This window comes from Kribbella lupini, assembly GCF_039529595.1.
GTDB classification, from domain to species: Bacteria; Actinomycetota; Actinomycetes; order Propionibacteriales; family Kribbellaceae; genus Kribbella; species Kribbella lupini.
This window is the reverse complement of record NZ_BAAANC010000003.1, coordinates 585,554-606,974: the sequence shown is the minus strand read 5'-3', so window position 1 is coordinate 606,974 and position 21,421 is coordinate 585,554. Positions and strand designations below refer to the sequence as shown.

Below are 21,421 nucleotides of genomic sequence, written 5' to 3'. Positions count from 1 at the left end.
TTCAACAATGCTTTAAGTCAACAGGTGCCCCGGCAGGCGGCCTGTTCCACGGTGCGGCACAATGGGCCGAGTGCCGCGGACGCTGGCAGTCGCCAATCAGAAGGGCGGGGTGGCGAAGACCACCACCGTCGCCTCGCTCGGTGCTGCCCTGACCGAGCTCGGGCAGCGCGTGCTGCTCGTCGATCTCGACCCGCAGGCCTGTCTGACGTTCTCGCTCGGCGTCGATCCCGAAGATCTCGACGTCTCGCTGCACCACGTGCTGCTCGGTGGGTCCAAGGCGCGCGACATCCTGATCACGCTCGACGAGGGCCCGGATCTGATCCCGGCGACGATCGAGCTGGCGACGGCCGAGGTCCGGTTGTCGCGCGACAGCGGTGCCGAGCAGTCGCTACGGACCGCGCTGCGGCCGCTGGCGTCGTCGTACGACTGGATCTTGATCGACTGCCCGCCGACGCTCGGGCTGCTGACCGTGAACGGCCTGTCGGCCGCGTCCGAGGTGCTGATCCCGTTGCAGTGCGAGACGCTCGCGCACCGCGGGGTCGGCCAGCTGCTGGACACCATTCACGACGTCCAGCAGTTGACCAACCCGGGCCTCGAGATCCTCGGCGTCCTTCCGACCCTGTACGACGGCCGCACGACCCACGCGCGGACCGTGCTGGAGACGATCGCCGGCACCTACGAACTGCCGGTCCTGCAGCCGCCCATCCCCAAGTCGATCCGCTTCGCCGAGGCGCCGGCGATCGGCCAGACGATCCTGACCACCGCGCCGGCGACGCCCGGCGCGGCGGCGTACAGGGAACTGGCCAAGTCGTTGCTCTAAGGCTGTTCGGGCGTGGTGACCGGCGTACGGCGGATGCGGTGGCGGAAGCGCCACAGCGGGATGCCGATCAGGGCCAGGGCAACCAGGAACGGGAGCAGCGCGCCGAGCACCGTGGTCAGGGCGAAAAACGTTGTGGTGAAGGCGTTCCAGCCGCCCTTCAGGCCGGTGAGGAAGCCTCGGTCGTCCTTGACCGTCACCGGCGCCTTGCCCGGCTCGGCGATGACCAGCGAGAGCGTCGCCAGCTCGGTCTGGCCGGACAACGCCTTCTGCTTGGCCAGCAGGGCTTCGAGGTCGGCCTCGCGGCGGGTCAGCTCGGACTCCACCGAGACGATCTCGGCGATCGTGGTCGCCTTCGCCAGCAGGGCGCGCATCCGTTCCAGGCTGGCGCGCTGGGAGGCGATCCGGCTGTCGACGTCGACGACCTGCTCGGTGACGTCGCTGGACTCCTGGTGGATCGCGGTCCGCGTCCCGAGCTCGGACAGCCGCTGGATCGCGGTCTCGTACGACGGCGTCGGCACCTTGAGCACCAGGTTCGCGCGGGTGATCCGGCCGTCGTTGTCGCTGCCGGTGTCCTCGGACGCGACCTGGCCGCGCAGGCTCGTCACCACGCTGATCGCGGCCTGACGCTGCTTGTCGACGTCCGCGTGCTCGACGGTCAGTGAACCGGTCTTGACGATCGCCCGCGTCAGGTTCGGCTGCGCGGGCGCGCCGGCCTTCTCCTTCGCCTCGCCGGCACCGCCGGCCGTGTCGGCCTGCGGCGCGGCCTTGTCCTGCGGCCCGCTGTACTCCGGCGCCGCGGCATCGCTCGAGGCCGCGTCGTTGCCGCCGTCACCACTGCAGCCGGCCAGTGCCACGGCCGCCAGCACAACCCCTGCCGCCACGGCGGTCCACCGGGTCTTCACCATCGCCCACACCAACTTTCCCCTCGACGATCTGTCCGGCTAGGACGGTCGGAGCGGGGTACGGCGTTGCGGCGTTCGGTCACGGTCGGGCAACAGAAAACCCCGCCCAGAAACTGGACGGGGTCGCCTGTGACGTTCGGTGCTACTCGGGTGCGGTGAAGGTCGGCACGGTCGGCGCGGCCTTCTTGCGGGCCCGCTTGACCGGCTTCTCCTCGACGGTCTCCTCGGCAGCAGGCTTGGCTGCTGCCTTCTTGGCGACGGCCTTCTTCGCCGCAGCCTTCTTGGCCGGAGCCTTCTTCGCCGGAGCCTTCTTGGCGACCGGAGCCGCCTCGACCACCGGAGCCTCCTCGGCAACCGGCGCCGCGACGGCCTTCTTCCGCGTCCGCTTCGGCTTCTCCTCGACCGGGGCTTCCGCTACGGGAGCAGCAGCAGCGGCCTTCCGCGTCCGCGTCCGCTTGGGCTTGTCCTCAGCCGGCGCGTCAACGGCTTCAGCCACCGTCGCCTCGGCAGGAGCGGCCGTCTTGCGAGTCCGCGTACGCCGGGCAGGCTTCTCCTCGGCCGGTGCGTCAACAGCCTCGGCCACGGTCGCCTCGGCCGCAACCTCGCCGGCGGCAGCGGTCTTGCGAGTCCGCGTACGCCGAGCAGGCTTCTCCGCCGGAGCTTCCGCCTCGGCAGCAACCGGAGCCTCGACAACCGGAGCAGTCTCGGCAACCGGAGCAGCCTCGACAACCGGAGCAGCGGTCTGCTCGGCCGTAGCCTCGGCCGACCGCTCGCTGCGCCTGCGGGTCCGCGTCCGGCGGGGCTTGTCGGTGGCTTCTCCGTCAGCAGCCTCCGCAACCACCGGCTCCGCCGCAGCAGGCTCGACAGCGGCCGCCTGCGAGGTCACCGACTCCGTGCTCTCGCCACCATCGCCACCACGACGACGGCGGTTGCGCTGACGCGGCTTGCGCTCGCCGCGCTCGACCGTCCCGTGCTCGGCGGCCTCGGTGGAGGTCGCCGCCGTCGGCGGGACCAGCGTCTTCGCGGTCACGTCGGCGTCGGTCTTCTGCTCGACGCCTTCCACAGCCTGGCCGCTGCGGGTCCGGCGACGGTTGCGGTTCCGCTTGCGGCCCGGGCGGTCGCCCGAAGCCGGCGCCGAGCCCGACTCGCCCTCGCTGCGACGCGGCGGCCGGTCGCGCTCCGGCTTGTCCTCGCGGGCGGCCTTGATCCGGCCCTTGGCGTCGGTCGGGATGCCGAGGTCGTGGTACAGCTCCGGCGACGTGGAGTAGATCTCCTGCGGCTCGTCGTACGGCAGGTCGAGTGCCTTGTTGATCGTCTTCCAGCGGACCAGGTCCGCCCAGTCGACGAAGGTCACCGCGATGCCGCTCGCACCGGCGCGGCCGGTCCGGCCGATCCGGTGGATGTAGGCCTTCTCGTCCTCGGGGCAGGTGTTGTTGATGACGTGCGTGACGCCCTCGACGTCGATGCCACGCGCCGCGACGTCGGTACAGATCAGCACGTCGACCTTGTCACCGCGGAACCGGGTCAGCGCCCGCTCGCGGGCCTGCTGGTTCAGGTCGCCGTGGATCGCGGCGGCCTTGAAGCCGCGGTCGGTCAGCTCGTCGGTCAGCCGGCCGGCCTCGCGCTTGGTCCGGCAGAAGATCATCACCCGGCCGCGGTCCTCGGCCTGCAGGATGCGGGCGACGACCTCGGGCTTGTCCAGATCGTGCGCCCGGTAGACGAACTGGGCCGTGGTCGGCACCATCTGGGTGTCCTCGTGCGACTCCGCGCGAATGTTCAGCGGGTGCCGCATGTGGGTCCGGGCCAGGCCGATGACCGCCGACGGCATGGTTGCCGAGAACAACATTGTCTGGCGCAGCTCGGGCGTCTTGCGCAGGATCCGCTCGACGTCGGGAAGGAACCCGAGGTCCAGCATCTCGTCGGCCTCGTCCAGCACCAGCACCTTGATGTGCGACAGGTCGAGCACACCGCGGTTGGCCAGGTCGAGCAGCCGGCCCGGCGTACCGACGACGACGTCGACGCCCGCCTTCAGGGTGTCCAGCTGCGGCTCGTACGCGACGCCGCCGTAGATCGTCATCACCCGGACCGTGCGGACGGTCGAGGCGGTGGTCAGGTCCTTGGCGACCTGGATGGTCAGCTCACGCGTCGGGGTGACGACCAGGGCCTGCGGCTTGCCCGGGGCAGCCAGCTCCTCGTAGTCGGGCTCGCCCGGCGAGATGGTGCGCTGCAGCAGCGGGATGCCGAACCCGAGGGTCTTGCCGGTCCCGGTCCGGGCCTGACCGATCAGGTCGGTGCCCATCAGTGCGACGGGGAGCGTCATCTCCTGGATCGGAAACGGCTCCACGATGCCGACGCGGTCGAGCGCGTCACAGATCTCGGGCAGAACCCCGAGCTCTCGGAAGGTGGTCAGGCTGATCGCCTCTCACATGCTTGTACGGACAGAATGCACAGGGCCGGCGCCAGGGTCCGGTGTCCTTGGGTCGGACACCCGGGACCCTTCATCGTGAGGCGCGGGACACTGTGCAAGCGGCTCGCACCAGCTGCCCATCTGGGCGCGTCACCGGCGAAACACCGTCCAGTGTAACCGCAAACGACGTCAGCGCCGCCCAGCACGGTTTTCACCGCCAGGTACGCCGGGGCCGATATGGTGCGGAGCATGACCGAGACGACGGCCTTCGACGATCCCGCCTACCGGGCCGCGGCGGTGGATCTGCTGGGCGTGCTGGCCTACGGCGAGCTCACCGCGTTCGAGCGGATCGCCGAGGACGCCAAGCTGGCCCCGACCCTGAACGACAAGGCCCAGCTGGCCCAGCTGGCCACGACCGAATTCGGGCACTTCGTGCAGTTGCGGGACCGGCTGGTCGCGCTCGGGGTGGACCCGATGGACGCGATGCAGCCGTTCGTGACGCCGCTGGAGGCCTTCCACGACCACACCGCGCCGTCGGACTGGCTCGAGGGCCTGGTCAAGGCGTACGTCGGGGACGGGCTGGCCAACGACTTCTACCGCGAGATCGCGTCGTTCGTGGACGGCGAGACGCGGGCGCTGGTGCTCGAGGTGTTCGCCGACTCCGGGCAGGCCGAGTTCGTGGTGGACCGGGTGCGCGCGGCGATCGACGAGGACCCGAAGCTCGGTGGGCGGCTCGCGCTGTGGGGCCGCCGGCTGGTCGGTGAGGCGCTGAGCCAGGCGCAGCGGATCGCGGCCGACCGTGACTCGCTGGCGGCGCTGCTGGCCGGGTCCGTGGATCGCCCGGGGCTCGACCTGGCGGCGATCGGGCGAATGTTCACCCGGCTGACCGAGGCGCACACCGCGCGGATGACGGCGCTCGGCCTGCAGCCGTAGGACGGCGCTCGGACTGCACTCGCCGTACGGCGCTGACATGTTCTGACCTGAAACGCAGAGCGGCCGCCCGCCCCCGAGGTGGGGGTGGCGGCCGCCGGTGAAGCTGCGGTCAGACCCTGGCTCGCCCGCTGTTGCGCGACGAGATGATCGCGACCACGATCGCGGCACAGATGATCTGGATCAGGTACTGGATCCAGTCCGGGCCGGAGGTGTCCTTGACACCGAGGAAGTAGGCGATCAGGCCGCCGAGGAAGGCGCCGATGCCGCCGCCCAGGATGGTCCAACCGAGGCTGATGTTCTGCTTGCCCGGAAGCACCAGTCGGGCCAGTGGCCCGAAGATGACTCCGGCGATGAGACTGACGATGATCATCCAGACCCAGAATCCCACGGTTCCTCCTCGAGAATGACTACCTGCGCCTGTCCAGTGCCCGAGGTCAAACGGGTACGTCGTCAGACCACCTGAACGCAGGTCTCATCCCTCATCGTGCCCCGATCGCGGCACTCCGCAACCGGGACACGCGGTCGAGTCCGGACCGATCCCAGACCGTGGCCGTGCGGTGTCTGGGCGGTGGGTCAGACCGCGCCGAAACCGACCTTGCGGATCTCGGACTCGCCGATCTCGACGTAGGCCAGCTTCTCGGCCGGGACGATCACCCGGCGGCCCTTCTCGTCCACGAGCGTCAACAGCCCGGTCTTGCCGGTCAGCGCCTCGGCGACGGCCGACTGGACCTCCTCCGGGGTCTGCTCGCTCTCCAGCACCAACTCACGATTGGCGTGCTGCACGCCGATCTTGACCTCCACGGAACCCTCCCGGGCACGTTCCGACCGGCGCGTCTCGCCGGTACGCCGACGAGCCTATCCGCTGCCGCCCCCCAGCTCTCACCAGTCCGCCAACAGCAGAACTTGGGTGAGTTTCTGCGGAGCTGGTACGTCGGGCAGTCGCTTCCGAAGCTCCTCCGCGGGTGGCTGAGGCAGCCGGCGACGCGGCCGGGAAGGCCGCACGGGGCGAGGTCGCGTCGGCCTGCGGCGCCGGGCTCGCGGTGGCAATCTGCCAGGCCTACCCCACCGGCCGCCCGGCGTACCGCTCAGCCCTCGGTGCGGGGGAAGCCTCGGATGCCTCGCCAGGCGAGGCTGGCGACCAGGTCGGCGGCTTGTTCCTGGGCGAGGGTGGGGTTGTCGGAGGCGAGCCAGTAGCGGGCGCTGACCTGGGCCATGCCGACCAGGCTGACGGCGAGCACCATCGACTGTTCCTTGTTCAGGCCGGCGTCGGCGCTGATCACCTCGGAGCAGGCCTCGGCGCATGCCTGGGTGACGCGGTCGACGCGCTCGCGGACGGCCGGCTCGTTGGTCAGGTCGGACTCGAAGACCAGGCGGAACGCGCCCTGGGCGTTGGCGACGTACTCGTAGAAGGCGTGGATGGTCGCCGCGACCCGCTGCTTGTTGTCCTCGGTGGACTTCAGCGCGTCCCGGACCGACGCGACGATCGCCTCGCAGGAGCTGTCCAGCAGCGCCAGGTACAGCTCGAGCTTGCCGGGGAAGTGCTGGTACAGGACCGGCTTCGAGACGCCGGCCCGGTCGGCGATGTCGTCCATCGCGGCGGCGTGGTAGCCGTTGGCGACGAAAACCTCCTGGGCGGCCTCGAGCAGCTGCGCGCGGCGAGCCAGCCGGGGCAGGCGACTGCCACGCTTCGGTGCGGTCTCCGGTGTCGTCGACACATCGGCTCCTTACGGTGGTGCGGCACCGGACGACGACCCCGCCCCCGGTGTATACCGTCCGAATCCTACCTAGCGGTAGTCGTCCTCGCCGCCGTCCCCGACGGATCGGCGCTGCTCTTCGACATCCGCCGCGTCGGCTTCGGGCGGCAGGGAGCCCGGCGGTTCCTCCTCGGCGTCCAGACCAGCGGGCGACTGGTATTGCTCCAGTACGTCGGCCTCCGGCGCGTCGCCGGGGACTTCGGGTTCCGACATCGTCGTGCTCCTCTCAGACGGCAATCAGGACGGCAGCGGCTGCGGGTCGTCGTACAGGCCCTCCAGGACGTCGCCGTACTCCTCGACGCGGGCCAGCACCTCGTGCGGGAGGAAGGTCAGTTCCTCCTGTGAGGTGGCCGCGGCGACCTCGTCCCAGTCGATCGGGGTGGAGACGCGCGGCTCATCGGCACCGCGCAGCGAGTACGGCGCGAGCGTGGTCTTGGCGCTGGCGTTCTGGCTCCAGTCGATGAAGACCTTGCCAGGCCGCAGCGCCTTGGTCATCGTGGCGGTGACGTTCTCCGGGAGCGCTTCGGCCAGCTGCTCCGCGAGCTGCTTGGCGAACGCGCTGGCGGTCCGGGACGACGTCGGAACGATGGGGACGTACAGGTGCATCCCCTTGTTTCCGGACGTTTTCGGCCACCCCTCCAGCCCGTAGTGCCCGAGCAGCTCGCGCAGGGCGAGGGCGACGTCGCAGCACTCGACGATGCTCGCGCCGGGCCCCGGGTCGAGGTCGAAGACGACCAGGTCGGCCTGCGGGTCCTTGCCGCCGTCGGACAGCCCGATCCGCCACTGCGGGACGTGCAGCTCGAGCGCGGCCAGGTTGGCCAGCCAGACGACGGTCTGCACGTCGTCAGCCACGACGAACGAAGCCTCGTCGCGGCCGGTCGAGCTGCCCGGCGTCGGCAGGGTCTCGGTGCGCACCCAGTCCGGCGTACCGCGCGGTGCGTTCTTCTCGAAGAAGTACGACGCGCCGGTGCCGTCCGGCCAGCGCTTGCGGGTCAGCGGCCGGTCGGACAGGTGGGGGAGCAGCAGGGTGGCGATCTGGTGGTAGTACTCGATCACCTCCGCCTTGGTGAACCCTGTCTGCGGGTACAGCACCTTGCCGAGGTTGGTGAGCTTCATCGTCTGCCCGTCGACCTCGGTGGTCAGTTGGGTCTGTCCGGCCGCCATGGCTCCCAGTGTCCAGCCTCGGAGGGGTTCTAACATGGCTCTGTGGACAGTTACGGGGCAGTAACCGGCGAGTCGGTGCCGTTGGGGACACAGCAGTGGCCGGCCCGGACGGTGCCGGTCGCGGGCGTGGACGTGCTGGTCAGGGACACCCCCAGTACGTCGCCGGACCTGCCGCCGGCCGTGTTCGTCCACGGTCTCGGCGGCTCGTCGCTGAACTGGACCACGCTCGGCCTGCTGCTCGGCGACACCGTCCGGGGCATCGCTCCCGACCTCCCGGGCTTCGGTGGGACACCGCCGGCCGCCCACGGCAGGATCGACGACCACGCCGATGTGGTCGCGGAGCTGTGGGACGCCGAGTTCGGCGACGAGCCGGTCCATCTGTTCGGCAACTCGATGGGCGGCTCGATCGCGGTCCGGCTGGCGGCCCGCCGTCCGGAGCGGGTCGCGTCGCTGACGCTGATCTCCCCGGCGCTGCCGCATCCGCGGGCGTCCGCGACCGCGCTCTGGTTCGCGGCCCTGGCCACTCCCCGGCTCGGCGCGGCGGTGCTGGAGCGGAGCAAGCGGCTGCCGTTCGAGCAACGGCTGCAGGCGGGCTACACGATGATCTTCGGCGACCCGAAGGCGCTCCCGCCCGAGGTTCGGCAGGCGTACAAGGACGAGTTGCGGATGCGGGACGAGCAGTCGTGGGGCCCGCAGGCGACGCTGGACGGGGCCCGCAGCATCCTGCTGTCGTACCTGGCCCCGCGGAGCCGCTCGCTGTGGATGGACGCGGCGAAGGTCACCTGTCCGGTCCTGCTCGTGTACGGCGGCCGCGACCGGCTGGTGAACGCGGGGATCCGGACCAAGGCGCAGAGCGCCTTTCCGGACGCGCGGCTGCTCTACCTGCCCCGAACCGGCCACGTCGCCCAGATGGAACACCCGCAGGAAGTCGCGCGGGCCTTCCGGCAGCTAGCTGCGAAGTGACGACTCCGTGCAACGTTTTGCCCCCGTTGGCGTCTAGGTAAGGGGAGGGGGCCGCACGCCCGCGGCCCACGGCGTCGAGGGGGCAGTTGTGCGGTTGTTCGCGAGGCTGGGGGTGGTGCCGGTGCTCGCGCTGGCGCTGCTGGTCCCGGCAGGCCAGAGCCAAGCAGTACCGACGAGGACGACCGCCGGGCAGGCGGAGCCGACCGAGAACAAGGACTGGTCGATCAAGCCGGTCGCCGCCGGGTACGAGGTCACGCTGCGGCTGGCCACTCCGGTACCGATGCGTGCGGCCCTGCCGCTGCTGGCTGTCGACGGCCGAGTCGTCGGTACGGCGAAGGAGTCGGCCGACCGTCGTACGCTCACCGTCGTCACCCAGGACGGGTCGGTCCGCAGCGGCAAGCAGGTCACGCTCGTCTGGTCGACCGAGCTGGGCAGAGGGAAGGCCGGGCGCTCCACCACCGACCCGACCCTGCTCAACGAGTGGCAGCAGCTGCCACCAGGCCCGGCGAACGCGGTGGACCCTGCTGCACTCGGCCAGTACGGCGTCGGCCTGTCGGAGTACAACCTCGGCGCCGAGGCGATCGACCTGCCGGACCTGGGCCACAAAGCCGAGCTGCAGGGCCGGGTCTACACCCCTGTCGGCGCTACCGGGCCGAGGCCGCTGGTCGTGTTCCTGCACGGCCGGCACCAGGTCTGCTTCGGCGGCGACGGCCTGATGGAGAAGCCCTGGCCGTGCACCGGCGGTGCGAAGCCTGTCCCCAGCTTCCGTGGCTACGACAGCCCTGCCTGGGCACTGGCCAGCCACGGCTACCAGGTCGTCTCGATCAGCGCGAACGCGATCAACGCCTGGGACAGCGGTACGTACGACGGCGGTGCGATGGCCCGCGCGCAGCTGATCCTGGCTCACCTCGACCTGTGGAAGCAGTGGTCGACCACCGGCGGCGGCCCGTACGGCAAGCAGTACGTCGGCAAGGTCGACCTCGGCACCGTCGGTATGATGGGTCACTCGCGCGGCGGTGAGGGCGTTGCCCGCGCCGCGCTGCTCAACGCGCAGCTCGGTGGCAAGTACGGCATCCGCGCCGTACTGCCGCTCGCACCGGTCGACTTCTCCCGGCCGACGCTGCCCGGCGTCGCGATGAGCGTGCTGCTGCCGTACTGCGACGGTGACGTCGTCGACCTGCAGGGCCAGAAGTTCTACGACGACAGCCGGTACGCCGCGACGCCGGACCAGGCGCGCCGGTCGACCCTGCTGGTGCTCGGGACCAACCACAACTTCTTCAACCGCGAGTGGACGCCCGGCCAGTCGGTCGCGCCCTCGTTCGACGACGGCTACGACGACGGTACGGCGACCAGTCCGTGCTCGGTCCGGGGCGGGATGCGGCTGACCGCGGTGCAGCAGCAGGCCGTCGGCCGGGCGTACATCGCGGGCTTCTTCCGGCTGGAGCTCGGCCGCGAGCAGGCGCTCCTGCCGCTGTTCGACGGGTCCAACACCCGGGCGGCCTCGGTGGGCAAGGCCGTCGTCCGCGTGGTGTCGCAGGCGCCCAGCGCCCAGCGCCGCGACGTGAACCGGCTGGACGCCGCGCTACCGGCCGGCGCTGTCAGCGGCGCCGCGAAGGCGGAGGTCTGCGCCGGGCTGCCGTCGCCGACCGTGCCTGCTCCGGACCTGCCGCCGTGCTGGACGTCGTACGACGGCTGGAAGATGCCGCACTGGAACCAGTCGGCGATCGCCAGGACGGCGCCCACGACCGCCGTCACCAGGCTGCGCTGGACCGGGACGAGCGGCTCGGTGCGGTTCGACCTGCCCGCCGGGCAGCGCGACGTCACCAAGTACACCGCGCTGAGCTTCCGCGCGTCGCCCGAGCCGACCGGCGTGGCCAGGCCCGATCTCTCGCTGCGGGTCACCGACGGGCGCGGCCAGTTCGTCAACGTGCCGGTGTCCGCGATCAGCGACGCGCTGCTCCGGCTGCCCGGTGCGAACGACTACGTGCTGCCGAAGACGCTGCTGCGGACGGTCCGGCTGCCGCTGTGGTGGCTGGGCAAGCTGGACCGGAAGGACATCCGCTCGGTAGAGCTCCGCACCGACCGGACCGCGGCAGGCACGATCTACCTGTCCGACCTGGCCTTCTCCGGCGCCGGTCTGGGCACGTCGGCACCGATCAAGCTGCCGAGTGTGTCCGTGGCCGACGCCAAGGCGACCGAGGGCAACACCGGGACCACGTCGCTGGACTACTGGGTGTCGCTGTCGCGGCCGTCCGCCGTACCGGTCACTGTGTGGGCCGAGACCAGCACCGGTGATCCGTGGCAGGCCGGACCGGAGGACGTGAGCCGGCGGCTGGTGTTCAAGCCCGGGCAGACCAAGCAGAAGGTCAGCGTGGTGGTGAAGGCGAACACCGTGGACGACTACGACCTGCAAGGCACGCTGCAGCTGTCGCTGCCGACGCAGGCGATCGTCGGGGACGCGCAGGCCGACGGAGTGGTGCTGGACGACGACCCGGCGCCGGTGCTCACGATCGGCAATGCGGTCGGCCACGAGGCGTCCGGGAAGGTGCGGTTCCCGGTCCGGCTGTCCGCGGTGACCGCGAAGGAGATCATCTTCGAGGGCCAGCTGATCAGCGGGACGGCCAAGCTCGGGTCCGATCTGCAGGGGTACGCCCCGGGCATCAACAGGGCCTTCGGTCAGGTGCCGGCGGGCCGTCGGGTCGGCTGGATCCAGGTCGACGTGCTGAACGACAAGGTCGCCGAGCCGGCCGAGTCGTTCTCGATACGGGTCGACAAGGTCGAGGGCGTCGAGTTCGCCGGGCCGGTGACGCGGTCCGGGCTGATCGTGGACGACGACCAGGGGTGACCACACCCGGGTGTTTGCCGCGTCAGACTGTGGCATGAGATCGGATCGGACCGTGGCATGATCTTCGTCCCGATCCGTTGACCACGACAACCAATTCGCCGCCGCGGGGGTCTGACGGACGACCTGTTCGTCGACGAAGGGAACCTCGTGCGGTTGATCGGCAGCAAAACACTGTCGCTGGGGATGGTCGCACTCCTGGGCTGGGGACTGGTGCCGTCGGCATCGGCGGCACCACCCCCACCCACCAATACTGTTGCTAAGGGCAATGACTGGCGGATCGAGCCGGTGGCCGGTGGCTACCGGGTCACGCTCGACCTGGATCGCCGGGTGCCGCTGCGGGACGCCCTCCCGATGCTGGCGGTCGACGGCCGCGCGATCGGCGTGGCCAAGGAGTCGGCCGATCGCCGCAGCGTGTCGCTGATCAGCAAGGACCCGACCGTGCTGAAGGCCAGGGACGTCAAGCTCACCTGGTCCGGCGATCCCGACGGTCAGCGGTCCAAGGCCGCGGCCGGCCCGACCGACGCGGAGTGGCTGAAGGCGAAGATGGGACCGGCGCTGGCCGACGATCCCGGCGCCAAGGGCCGGTACGCGGTCGAGACCGCGGAGTACAACCTCGGCGACGAGGCGATCTACCTGCCTGGCCTCAAGCAGAAGTCGGAGCTGCGCGGCAAGGTCTACTCGCCGCGCGGTGCGACCGGCGCCCGCCCGCTGATCGTCTTCCTCCACGGCCGCCACCAGGTCTGCTACGGCGGCGACGAGAACGGCCCGTTCCCGGAGAAGCCCTGGCCGTGCACCGGTGTCTGGAAGTCGATCCCGAGCTACCGCGGGTACGACGGCCCGGCCGAGGCGCTGGCCAGCCACGGCTACCAGGTCGTCTCGATCAGCGCCAACGCGGTCAACGCCTGGGACAGCGACGCGTACGACGCCGGCGCGCAGGCCCGGGCCGAGCTGGTGCTCGACCATCTCGACCTGTGGAAGAAGTGGTCGACCGTCGGCGGTGGTCCGTTCGGCACGAAGTTCGTCGGCAAGGTCGACCTGCGGAACATCGGCCTGATGGGCCACTCGCGCGGTGGTGAGGGCGTGGCGCGCGCCGCCGTGCTCAACGCCGATCGCGGTGGCCGGTACGGGATCCGTGCGGTGCTGCCGCTCGCGCCGACCGACTTCGCGCGGGCGACCGTGCCCGGGGTCGCGATGAGCGTCGTCCTGCCGTACTGCGACGGCGACGTCTCCGACCTGCAGGGCCAGAAGTTCTACGACGACACGCGCTACTCCGTCACCGGCGACAACGCGCCGCGCTCGACCGTCACGGTACTGGGCGCCAACCACAACTTCTTCAACACCGAGTGGACCCCTGGCCAGTCGGTCGCCCCCTCCAACGACGACTGGTACGAGGAGGGCAGCGAGTCGCCCTGTGGGGCCAAGTACGTGGGCCGGCTGACCGCCAAGCAGCAGCAGGCCGTCGGTACGGCGTACGTGGCAGGCTTCTTCCGGCTGCAGCTCGGCCACGAGAAGCAACTGCTGCCGCTGCTCGACGGCTCCAACGGGCGGGCCGTCTCGGCGGGCAAGGCCGTCGTACGGGTGGTTGCGCAGGCTCCTGCGGCCGACCGGCGCGACCTGTCCCGGCTGGACCAGCCGCTGCCGGCCGGAGCGGTTTCCGGGAAGGCCAAGACGGCGGTCTGCTCGTCGGGCTGTGTGCAGATCGAGGACCAGAGCCAGCTGCCGCACTGGGGCCCGTCGTGGTTCGCCGAGAAGACGCCGACGCTGGCCGTCACCAAGCTGAGCTGGACCGGCAAGGACGGCGTACTGCGAGTGCCGGTCGCAGCTGGGCAGCGTGACGTTCGTCAGTACGCCGCTCTGACCTTCCGCGCGGCGCCCGACGCTGCCGGAGCACCGCGGACCGACCTGAGCATCCGGGTGGTGGACGGCCACGGCCGGGCCGCGTCGGTGCCGGCCTCGACCCTCGGCGACGCGCTGGTGCGGATGCCCGGTTCGGGTGACGTCACGCCGAAGAACCTGCTCCGGACCGTGCGCGTGCCGATCGCGTCGCTGAAGGGGATCGACCTGCGCGACGTACGCGCGGTCGAGCTACGGACCGACCGGGTGGCGAGCGGCTCGGTGTTCCTGAGCGATGTGTCGTTCTCGCGGCCCGGTGTCGGCACGTCGGCTCCGGCGGTGCTGCTGCCGAAGCTGTCCGCGTCGAGCGTGAAGGTGCAGGAGGGCAACACCGGGACCAAGAACGTCGACTTCTTCGTGACGCTCTCGCGGCCGAGCATCCGCCCGGTCAGCGTGTACGCCGAGACGAACGGCGACCTCGGCCAGTCGGTCGGCCAGGTGGCGCGCAAGGTGGTGTTCACGCCCGGTCAGACCCGGCAGAAGATCACCGTGCCGGTCACGGGCAACACCCGCGACAGCGACGACCTGGCGTTCAGCCTGGTCCTGTCCGCCCCGCACGACGGGCTGCTGGACGAGCCGTTCGGGCACGGCCTGGTGGTCGACGACGACCCGACGCCGACGCTGAAGATCGGTCCGGCGACGGCCAGCGAGAACGCCGGGGTGCTGAAGTTCCCGATGACGCTGTCGGCGCCCAGCGACCGGTACGTGTCGGTCCAGGGTGACCTGAAGGACGGCACCGCCGTACTCGGCAAGGACTTCAAGGCCTTCGACGAGGAGCCGCCGTCGCGGTCGTTCTACGCGTACATCGAGCCGGGCCAGGCCAAGGGCGTGCTCGAGGTCAGGCTCGTCGACGACAAGGTGAAGGAGCCGGCCGAGACCTTCACCGCCTCCGTCACCGAGGTCGATGCGGCGCAGCTGAAGGTGCCGCTCGGCCTGATCGGGACGATCACCGACAACGACTGATCCCCGGGGCGGCGCCGCTGACCGGCGGCGCCGCCCACGGTGAGACGGACGTACCGGAATGCGGACTCCTGACCGGTCGCTTGGGCCGGTGCGGGAACATGGGGGAGGGAAGGACGGTTGAACCCGGAATCCCCCCGATATTCCCGCTGACGAGGAGCGCCCGTGTCACTGCCACCGCTGGTCGAACCGGCCGACGAGCTGACCATCGACGAGGTCCGCCGGTACTCGCGGCACCTGATCATCCCCGAGGTCGGGATGGCCGGTCAGAAGCGGCTGAAGAACTCCAAGGTGCTGGTGATCGGCGCCGGCGGGCTCGGCAGTCCCGCGCTGCTGTACCTGGCCGCGGCCGGGGTCGGCACGCTCGGCATCGTCGAGTTCGACACCGTCGACGAGTCCAACCTGCAGCGCCAGATCATCCACGGCCAGTCCGACGTCGGCAAGTCCAAGGCCCAGTCGGCCAAGGAGTCGATCCTCGAGGCCAACCCGTACACGAACGTCGTCCTGCACGAGACCCGGCTGGACAACGACAACGTGTTCGAGATCTTCGAGCAGTACGACCTGATCGTCGACGGCACCGACAACTTCGCCACCCGGTACCTGGTCAACGACGCCGCGGTCCTGCTCGGCAAGCCGTACGTGTGGGGCTCGATCTACCGCTTCGACGGTCAGGTCAGCGTGTTCTGGGCCGAGAACGGTCCCTGCTACCGCTGCCTCTACCCCGAGCCCCCGCCGCCGGGCATGGTCCCGTCCTGCGCCGAGGGTGGCGTGCTGGGCGTGCTCTGCGCGTCGGTCGGCGCCGCCCAGGTGACCGAGGCGATCAAGCTGCTCACCGGCATCGGCGACCCGTCGCTGGGCCGGCTGAACATCTACGAGGCCCTCGACCTGAACTGGCGCGCCCTGAAGGTCCGCAAGGACCCGAACTGCGCGATCTGCGGTGAGAACCCGACCGTCACCGGGCTGATCGACTACGACAGCTTCTGCGGCGCGATCACCGAGGAGGCGGCCGACGCCGCCGCCGGCGCGACCATCTCGGTCAAGCAGCTGAGCGAGTGGATCAAGCTCAAGGACAACGGCGAGAAGGACTTCGTCCTGGTCGACGTCCGGGAGCCGAACGAGTACGAGATCAACAAGATCCCCGGCTCGGTGCTGATCCCGAAGGACCAGTTCCTGACCGGTGTCGCGCTGGAGAAGCTCCCGCAGGACAAGCAGCTGGTCTTCCACTGCAAGTCCGGCGTCCGCTCGGCCGAGGTCCTGGCGATCGCCAAGGGCGCCGGCTTCTCCGACGCCGTGCACGTCGGCGGCGGCGTGGTCGCGTGGGTCGACCAGATCGACCCGTCGCAGCCGTCGTACTAGATCACTGAGCCCGGCGCCCGTCGTACTTCGGTACGGCGGGCGCCAGCGCTTTCCCTAGAACGGCATCCGGCAGGTCGCCACGGCCTCGACGCCGCCCTGGTCGCCGTCGACCAGCTCGACCACCGGGTGGTCGTCCCGGCCGGAGACCGTGCGCATGTAGCCGACCGCGTCGGTGCGGACCGTGGCCACCGGCTCCCCGGCACCCAGCTGGTAGACGCCCCCGCCCGGCCCGGTGAGCTCGAGGACGACCGTCGGCCGGTCGCGCCAGAACGGGTACTCGACCAGGTCGAGCACGACCTGCGCGATCAGCTCACCGGCGTACGGACCGGCGTCGAACGGCCGGCCGAGCGCCTGGCAGACGTCGTCGCGGTGCATCCACAGGTCCCGGGCGAGCAGGATGTCCTGGATGTAGCCGAACGCGATCGACTCGAAGCCCGGCATGCCCTCGATCGGCAGCGCGATCCGGCGGAACAGGGCCGGGTTGCGGCTGATCGTGCGGGTCGCCTTCGACCACAAACGGCCGAAGCGTGCGCGCAGTTCGTCGGGCGGCGTACCGCGGTGGGCGTCGGCCTGGATCATCATGTGGGCGTCGATCCGGACCACGTCGGGGTACACGCGCTTGGCCTTGGCGTAGCGGAGCGGGAACGACCACGGGCGGATCACGTCCTCCGCCTGGCCGCACAGGTGCCCGACGATGTCGGCGACGTCCCACTCGTCACAGACCGTCCGCCGGTGCCAGTCGTCGCCGTCGAGCGTGGTCAGGAACTCCCTCCAGGTCCCGACCTCGCTGTCGCGGTGCAGCCGGCTGCGTTGCCGGTCCGCCCGCGTGATCCCCTGTGCCTGTACTGCGATCATGACTACCCCCTGGGTGGTGCGTACCGTTGCTCGAACATGTCCAGCACGGTCGGAAGCAGCCGGGTGTAGCGGCCGTCGTCGAAGGACGCGTCCGGCTCGTTGGCCAGCTGCTGGGACAGGACGCCCGAGGTGACGGACGTGTAGAGCGCGATTCCCTCGTCCGAGGCGGCGTCCGGATGCAGCAGGCCCGCGTCCACGGCGGCCAGCAGAGTGCGTCGCAGCTCCTCGATGGTCTCCTGCGCCGGCGCGTAGGCCTCCGGGCTCGGCTCGAAGCCGGGCACCGTCCGCCAGAACAGCAGCTGCGAGTGGATCTGGTGCTCCATGCACCAGCGGCCGAACGCGAGCGTCGAGATCCGCGCGAGCTCCAGCGGGTCCGCTGCCGTCGCGGTCCGGACCGTCTGCCGGCGGACGTCGAGGAACGCCTCGGCCCCGCGCCGGAACAGCGCGTCGTAGATCGCCATCTTGGACGGGAAGTACTGGTACACCGACGGCGGCCGCATCCCGACCTCGCGCGCCACTGCCGACAGGCTGAGCCCGGCGACCCCCTCGGCCTCCATCAGCCGCAACGCCGCCGCCAGGATCTCGTCGATGGTCTGCTCCCGCCGGCGAGCCCGCCGGTCGAACGACGCCGCAGTGCTCATGTGTTGAGGAAAACCTAACGGCATTAGGTTGTCAAGATCTCGAGGCTCCAGTCGTCGGAGACGCGGAGGGTGCGCAGGCCGACCGACTCGTACAGGCCGAGCGCCGGGGTCGGGTTGTTGCTGTCGACGTCGAGCATCGTCCCGGCCAGGCCGGCCGCCGCGTCGGTGGCGAACGTGTGCTGCAGGAGGAAGCGGCCCAGCCCTCGGCCGCGGGCTTCGGGGAGGACGGCGAGGCGGCCTACGTAGCCGCAGTGCTCTGTCTCGGCGTAGGTGTCCTCGGTGACGATCGCAGCGACCGGGTTGCCGTCGAGGGCCGCCAGCGCGACCCGGGACCGGTCGGCGGTCCACTCGTCGTACGGCGGCATCGCGTCCGCCTGCTGATCGGCGAAGCCGTCGGCCAGTACGGCGTACGCCTCGCGGCGCGTCTCCTCGTCGTACAGGCCCTCGGTGAGCGTGACTCCGGCCGGCGGCTTCGGTACGGCGATCGGCCCGGTGTGATCGATGCGCATCTGGAAGTAGCTGGTGCCGCGGACGAATCCGCGGGCGGCAATCAGCTCGCGCAGCGGCTCGTTCTGGCGCAGGACGGCGATCTCCAGCGTGTCCCCGGCCCGACGCGGGCGATCGCCGTGTCGAGCAACCAGCCGGCTGCCGGGGAGTCGGGGCGGCAAATCATCAGGTCGGCGTGCTGACCGAGGACGACGGCTCCGAAGTTCACCGCGCGATCGGCCTCGTCGACGATCAGCCAGCCGTCGGTCTCGCGCTCGAAGCCCGGCGCGGCCAGTCCTGCGGCGACACCGTCGAGCGTGGCGTCGGGGGAGCCGGTCAGGCGGGTGTTGTAGTCCGCGAGCAGCTCGAAGATCGCTGGAGCGTCGGTCAGCCGCGGGGCGCGCGCGATGAGCCCGTCGGGGAGTCTCATCGGGTCAGTCTGCTGCCGCGGCAGGGTCAGCGCTTCCGGTCGATGGTGGGGTCCCGGCGGCCGCGGCCGGTCATGGCGATCGGCTCCAGGCGGAGGTGGATCTTGACCGCGCGGGCGCCGGCGATGTCCCAGAAGCCGAACCGGAACGGCTTGTCCGGGTCGTAGGGCTCCCAGGAGGCGAGCTGGTGACCGCCGTTCCTCGGGTAGTGCTTGGCCGGCTCGTCACCGGCGGCGATCCGGGCGGCGTCCTGGGCGCAGGCCGCGACCTTGCGGGTGCCGCCGTTCGACGGGGTCCAGACCACGTCGGTCGTCGACGGGCCGTGCTGGGCGTTGAAGTAGCACGGGACCCGGCGCTCCGGGATCGGCCGTCCGGCGACCCGTGCCTGGACGCAGGCGATCGCGTACCGCCCTTCGGCCAGCGCCGCGGTCACACCGCTGACCGCGTCGAGGTCGTCGAGCCGCGGGACCGCGCGCTTCGCCTGCTCGTACAGGTCGAGGGAGGTCTGGTAGTCCGCGCGCGTCGCGGCGTCCAGTTCGTGCCCGGCGAGTACGTCGCCGAGCCGGGCCAGTTGTTCGCCGTACTGCGTGACGTCCTCGTCGGCGATCCGCCGTACGTCGGACAGCTCGGCCGCCTGCCGGCGCTTGGCCATCCGTCGGGCCCACGCGTACCGCCCGGCCGCGGCGACCCCGCCGCCGCCCAGGACGAACAGCACCAGCTCCATCACAAAACTGTAGCCGCGGGACCGCCGGTTGTCCCCGGCTTCGCGTACCGTCGGAGCATGTGCAGAAACATCACTGTCCTGAGAGGCCTGGAGCCGTCCGCGACCTCCGAGGAGATCTACGCGGCGGCCCTCCAGTACGTCCGTAAGGTGACCGGTGTCGGTTCGCTCAGCGCCGCCACGCGCGAACCGATCGAGCGGGCCGCCGCCGAGGTCGCCCGCATCACTGAGGCCCTGCTCGAGGAGATGCCGGCCCGGCGGGTGCCGCCGCAGACGGTTCCGCCGTTGCGCCGCCCGGAGGTCAGGGCCCGCCTCGGTCTGGACTGATCGCTCCGCCTCGGCGGCCCGCGGGTGTAGGTTTCCTGATGGCGGCAAGCCCTTACCAAGTGGAGGCGTGCGATGCGGTTTGCGATCAAGACCCGGCCCGAACACACCACCTGGCAGCAGATGCGGGACGTGTGGGTGGCCGCGGACCAGTTCGAGATCTTCGAGTCGGCCTGGCACTGGGACCACTTCTACCCGCTGACCGGGGACATGGCCGGGCCCAACCTCGAGGGCTGGACGACGCTGGCCGCGCTGGCCCAGGCGACCAGCAGGATCCGCGTCGGCTGCCAGGTCACCGGCATGATCTACCGGCACCCCGCCGTCCTGGCGAACATGGCCGCGACCACGGACATCATCGCCGAGGGCCGTCTCGAGCTCGGCGTCGGCGCGGGCTGGAACGAGATGGAGACCGCGGCGTACGGCATCGACCTGCCGCCGTTGAAGGAGCGCTTCGACCGGTTCGACGAGGGCGTCGAGGCGATGATCGCGCTGCTCACCGAGAAGGTCGCGAACTACGACGGCCGCTACGTCAAGCTCACCGACGCGTACTGCGAGCCGAAGGCCGTGCAGACCCCGCACCCGCCGATCACGATCGGCGGCAAGGGCCCGAAGCGCACGCTGCGCGCGGTCGCCCGCTGGGCCCAGCAGTGGAACGTGATCGTGCAGAGCCCGGAGGAGTGGACCCCGCTCAAGCAGGTGCTGGTCGACCACTGCGACAAGCTCGGCCGCGACGTCAACGAGATCACCTGCTCGGTCAACGTCCGCATCGATCCGGACAAGGAGCTCGACGACGCCGTCGCGGCCGCCGCGGCGTACGGCGAAGCAGGCGTCGACCTGGTGGTCATGAACCTTCCGCTCGACGCGTCCCCCGCGGTGCTCGAGCCGCTGGCCAAGGCACTCGCCCCGCTGGCCTGAACCCTGTCGGTCCCGGGCGATAACGTGTCGCCCGTGGATCGGGAGGAGTACGTCGAGGCGGTGCTGCAAGCGGTCGAGTCGATCCCGCCGGGGCGCGTGGCGACGTACGGCGACATCGCGGTGTACGTCGGGCAGGGCGGCCCGCGGCAGGTCGGCGCGATCATGCGCGAGTACGGCGGCGGCGTGCCGTGGTGGCGCGTCATCCGCGCCAGCGGCGTACCGGCCGACGAGGTCGTCGACGACCAACTCCAGTTGCTGCGCGGCGACGGCGTCCGCGTCACCAACGGCAAGGTCGACCTGCGCCAGGTCCGCTGGGACCCGGAGGACTAAGCCGCGGCTTTGCGGGCTTTGGACTTCGCACGGGCCATCTTGAACAGGTACAGCGGCGTCGGCGGCACCCAGTGGAATTGGTCGGCCTAGTCGAGATGGTCACGGTTGCAGGCTGTATGGCCCGCCGTGGCCGTCGTTGAGGCAGGCCCGGCGACACGGTGCGCATTGGCAGAGCGGCAGGCACGATCGGCGGGTCCCTGTCCCGCTCGTGCGACTCACGATCGCGCGAGTGATCGGGACGGGTCGGCAACCTCGGCCGATGCTCTGCAAGCTCTGAGGACCGAGCCGGTCACCTTTGGCGACGGTCTGCTCGACTGGTCCATGCGCTGGCGCCCCACAGGCGTCAGTGCGTTCATCGACGTGCACGGTACGGATACGGTGCACGCGGCCCGCGAACTCGGATACCCAACGGGCGCATCACCACCATCGCGCCCAGGTCGACGAAAGCACACCGGCGATAGCGCCCACGCAGCCTGGGCGCCCTCGAGGAAATCGCTAGGCTGGTCGCGGCGGGGTCGGCTCCGGTGCCAACGACGGTAGGTCCGGTCACGATCCGCGCTGCAGTCGAACTCAGATGGGCGGCACGTACGTACACGGAGAAGGTCGCCATCAACCTCTCTCGGAACAGTCAAGAAATCGATTCTCGCCTTCCTTCTCAGATTCGCGGTTCGGCCGCCGTCTACTACAAGTCCTCATCTCTACCGTTGGACGATGGTGAGACGGC

Annotated in this window: 21 protein-coding genes; 9 read left to right on the top strand and 12 right to left on the bottom strand. The window is 70.5% G+C overall.

Features of this window, described 5'->3' with window-relative positions:
* Positions 1-61: 61 nt before the first annotated feature.
* The gene (locus ABD235_RS29020; protein WP_344179844.1) at positions 62-820 is read left to right on the top strand and encodes a ParA family protein; all 759 of its coding nucleotides are present in this window, start codon (positions 62-64) and stop codon (positions 818-820) included.
* Here the strand turns inward: ABD235_RS29020 and ABD235_RS29015 are convergent.
* Together ABD235_RS29015 and ABD235_RS29010 are read right to left on the bottom strand one after the other, a co-directional pair.
* Complete coding sequence (locus ABD235_RS29015; RefSeq protein WP_344179842.1) at positions 817-1,725, bottom strand: DUF4349 domain-containing protein; 909 nt, start codon at positions 1,723-1,725, stop codon at positions 817-819. The genes ABD235_RS29020 and ABD235_RS29015 overlap by 4 nt on opposite strands.
* A gap of 139 nt (positions 1,726-1,864) precedes the next feature.
* Positions 1,865-4,042 carry a DEAD/DEAH box helicase gene (locus tag ABD235_RS29010; RefSeq protein WP_344179840.1) on the bottom strand — a complete coding sequence of 726 codons (2,178 nt, stop codon included), beginning with the start codon at positions 4,040-4,042 and terminating at the stop codon, positions 1,865-1,867.
* Positions 4,043-4,378: 336 nt separating this feature from the next.
* On the opposite strand from ABD235_RS29010, the gene ABD235_RS29005 reads away from it, so the two are divergent.
* Entirely contained in the window at positions 4,379-5,062 is a 684-nt protein-coding gene (locus ABD235_RS29005) for a ferritin-like fold-containing protein (protein ID WP_344179838.1), read from the top strand.
* 109 nt (positions 5,063-5,171) lie between these two features.
* Here ABD235_RS29005 and ABD235_RS29000 read toward each other — a convergent pair whose 3' ends face one another.
* The 5 genes from ABD235_RS29000 to ligD all read right to left on the bottom strand — a co-directional run bounded on the left by ABD235_RS29000 (position 5,172) and on the right by ligD (position 7,980).
* Positions 5,172-5,450 (bottom strand): GlsB/YeaQ/YmgE family stress response membrane protein, encoded by a 279-nt coding sequence (locus ABD235_RS29000; protein ID WP_344179836.1) that lies wholly within the window; start codon positions 5,448-5,450, stop codon positions 5,172-5,174.
* 185 nt (positions 5,451-5,635) lie between these two features.
* Positions 5,636-5,863: a DUF3107 domain-containing protein gene (locus ABD235_RS28995; RefSeq protein WP_344179834.1), complete on the bottom strand. Its 228-nt coding sequence runs from the start codon at positions 5,861-5,863 to the stop codon at positions 5,636-5,638.
* Positions 5,864-6,147: 284 nt separating this feature from the next.
* Positions 6,148-6,777: a TetR family transcriptional regulator gene (locus tag ABD235_RS28990; protein WP_184797122.1), complete on the bottom strand. Its 630-nt coding sequence runs from the start codon at positions 6,775-6,777 to the stop codon at positions 6,148-6,150.
* 69 nt (positions 6,778-6,846) lie between these two features.
* A complete protein-coding gene (locus ABD235_RS28985) occupies positions 6,847-7,029 on the bottom strand; it encodes a hypothetical protein (RefSeq protein ID WP_344179830.1) in 183 nt (60 codons plus the stop codon).
* A gap of 24 nt (positions 7,030-7,053) precedes the next feature.
* Positions 7,054-7,980: a non-homologous end-joining DNA ligase gene (gene ligD, locus ABD235_RS28980; protein WP_344179828.1), complete on the bottom strand. Its 927-nt coding sequence runs from the start codon at positions 7,978-7,980 to the stop codon at positions 7,054-7,056.
* 42 nt (positions 7,981-8,022) lie between these two features.
* On the opposite strand from ligD, the gene ABD235_RS28975 reads away from it, so the two are divergent.
* From ABD235_RS28975 to moeZ, 4 genes are all read left to right on the top strand, one after another.
* Positions 8,023-8,943, top strand: coding sequence for an alpha/beta fold hydrolase (locus ABD235_RS28975; protein WP_344179826.1), 921 nt, complete (start codon positions 8,023-8,025; stop codon positions 8,941-8,943).
* An 88-nt stretch (positions 8,944-9,031) separates the two neighbouring features.
* Positions 9,032-11,788, top strand: a complete 2,757-nt coding sequence (locus tag ABD235_RS28970; RefSeq protein WP_344179824.1) for a Calx-beta domain-containing protein — start codon at positions 9,032-9,034, stop codon at positions 11,786-11,788.
* A 183-nt stretch (positions 11,789-11,971) separates the two neighbouring features.
* A complete protein-coding gene (locus tag ABD235_RS28965; protein ID WP_344179821.1) occupies positions 11,972-14,644 on the top strand; it encodes a Calx-beta domain-containing protein in 2,673 nt (890 codons plus the stop codon).
* A gap of 162 nt (positions 14,645-14,806) precedes the next feature.
* Complete coding sequence (moeZ, locus tag ABD235_RS28960; protein ID WP_344179819.1) at positions 14,807-15,997, top strand: adenylyltransferase/sulfurtransferase MoeZ; 1,191 nt, start codon at positions 14,807-14,809, stop codon at positions 15,995-15,997.
* A 54-nt stretch (positions 15,998-16,051) separates the two neighbouring features.
* Here the strand turns inward: moeZ and ABD235_RS28955 are convergent, their stop codons facing one another.
* From ABD235_RS28955 to ABD235_RS28935, 5 genes are read right to left on the bottom strand one after another with little or no spacing between them, the layout of a single operon-like run.
* Positions 16,052-16,852 carry a maleylpyruvate isomerase family mycothiol-dependent enzyme gene (locus ABD235_RS28955; RefSeq protein ID WP_344179817.1) on the bottom strand — a complete coding sequence of 267 codons (801 nt, stop codon included), beginning with the start codon at positions 16,850-16,852 and terminating at the stop codon, positions 16,052-16,054.
* A gap of 2 nt (positions 16,853-16,854) precedes the next feature.
* Positions 16,855-17,493, bottom strand: a complete 639-nt coding sequence (locus tag ABD235_RS28950) for a TetR/AcrR family transcriptional regulator (protein WP_344179815.1) — start codon at positions 17,491-17,493, stop codon at positions 16,855-16,857.
* A 23-nt stretch (positions 17,494-17,516) separates the two neighbouring features.
* A complete protein-coding gene (locus tag ABD235_RS28945; protein ID WP_344179813.1) occupies positions 17,517-18,002 on the bottom strand; it encodes a GNAT family N-acetyltransferase in 486 nt (161 codons plus the stop codon).
* Between the two features lie 41 nt (positions 18,003-18,043).
* The gene (locus ABD235_RS28940; protein ID WP_344179811.1) at positions 18,044-18,409 is read right to left on the bottom strand and encodes a hypothetical protein; all 366 of its coding nucleotides are present in this window, start codon (positions 18,407-18,409) and stop codon (positions 18,044-18,046) included.
* Positions 18,410-18,435: 26 nt separating this feature from the next.
* Positions 18,436-19,131 carry a hypothetical protein gene (locus ABD235_RS28935; protein WP_344179809.1) on the bottom strand — a complete coding sequence of 232 codons (696 nt, stop codon included), beginning with the start codon at positions 19,129-19,131 and terminating at the stop codon, positions 18,436-18,438.
* Positions 19,132-19,188: 57 nt separating this feature from the next.
* On the opposite strand from ABD235_RS28935, the gene ABD235_RS28930 reads away from it, so the two are divergent.
* From ABD235_RS28930 to ABD235_RS28920, 3 genes are all read left to right on the top strand, one after another.
* The gene (locus ABD235_RS28930; RefSeq protein ID WP_344179806.1) at positions 19,189-19,455 is read left to right on the top strand and encodes a DUF2277 domain-containing protein; all 267 of its coding nucleotides are present in this window, start codon (positions 19,189-19,191) and stop codon (positions 19,453-19,455) included.
* 72 nt (positions 19,456-19,527) lie between these two features.
* Positions 19,528-20,367: a TIGR03560 family F420-dependent LLM class oxidoreductase gene (locus tag ABD235_RS28925; protein ID WP_344179804.1), complete on the top strand. Its 840-nt coding sequence runs from the start codon at positions 19,528-19,530 to the stop codon at positions 20,365-20,367.
* 33 nt (positions 20,368-20,400) lie between these two features.
* Positions 20,401-20,697 (top strand): MGMT family protein, encoded by a 297-nt coding sequence (locus ABD235_RS28920; protein ID WP_344179801.1) that lies wholly within the window; start codon positions 20,401-20,403, stop codon positions 20,695-20,697.
* Positions 20,698-21,421: the final 724 nt, after the last annotated feature.

Coding starts and splice junctions, on each gene's coding strand:
- ABD235_RS28940 (WP_344179811.1), bottom strand. CDS start 18,409: ATGAGACTCCCCGACGGGCTCATCGCGCGCGCCCCGCGGCTGACCGAC.
- ABD235_RS28945 (WP_344179813.1), bottom strand. CDS start 18,002: ATGCGCATCGATCACACCGGGCCGATCGCCGTACCGAAGCCGCCGGCC.
- ABD235_RS28950 (WP_344179815.1), bottom strand. CDS start 17,493: ATGAGCACTGCGGCGTCGTTCGACCGGCGGGCTCGCCGGCGGGAGCAG.
- ABD235_RS29020 (WP_344179844.1), top strand. CDS start 62: ATGGGCCGAGTGCCGCGGACGCTGGCAGTCGCCAATCAGAAGGGCGGG.
- ABD235_RS28930 (WP_344179806.1), top strand. CDS start 19,189: ATGTGCAGAAACATCACTGTCCTGAGAGGCCTGGAGCCGTCCGCGACC.
- ABD235_RS28925 (WP_344179804.1), top strand. CDS start 19,528: ATGCGGTTTGCGATCAAGACCCGGCCCGAACACACCACCTGGCAGCAG.
- ABD235_RS28965 (WP_344179821.1), top strand. CDS start 11,972: ATGGTCGCACTCCTGGGCTGGGGACTGGTGCCGTCGGCATCGGCGGCA.
- ABD235_RS29015 (WP_344179842.1), bottom strand. CDS start 1,725: ATGGTGAAGACCCGGTGGACCGCCGTGGCGGCAGGGGTTGTGCTGGCG.
- ABD235_RS28935 (WP_344179809.1), bottom strand. CDS start 19,131: ATGGAGCTGGTGCTGTTCGTCCTGGGCGGCGGCGGGGTCGCCGCGGCC.
- ABD235_RS29010 (WP_344179840.1), bottom strand. CDS start 4,042: ATGACGCTCCCCGTCGCACTGATGGGCACCGACCTGATCGGTCAGGCC.
- ABD235_RS29005 (WP_344179838.1), top strand. CDS start 4,379: ATGACCGAGACGACGGCCTTCGACGATCCCGCCTACCGGGCCGCGGCG.
- ABD235_RS28955 (WP_344179817.1), bottom strand. CDS start 16,852: ATGATCGCAGTACAGGCACAGGGGATCACGCGGGCGGACCGGCAACGC.
- ABD235_RS28985 (WP_344179830.1), bottom strand. CDS start 7,029: ATGTCGGAACCCGAAGTCCCCGGCGACGCGCCGGAGGCCGACGTACTG.
- ligD (WP_344179828.1), bottom strand. CDS start 7,980: ATGGCGGCCGGACAGACCCAACTGACCACCGAGGTCGACGGGCAGACG.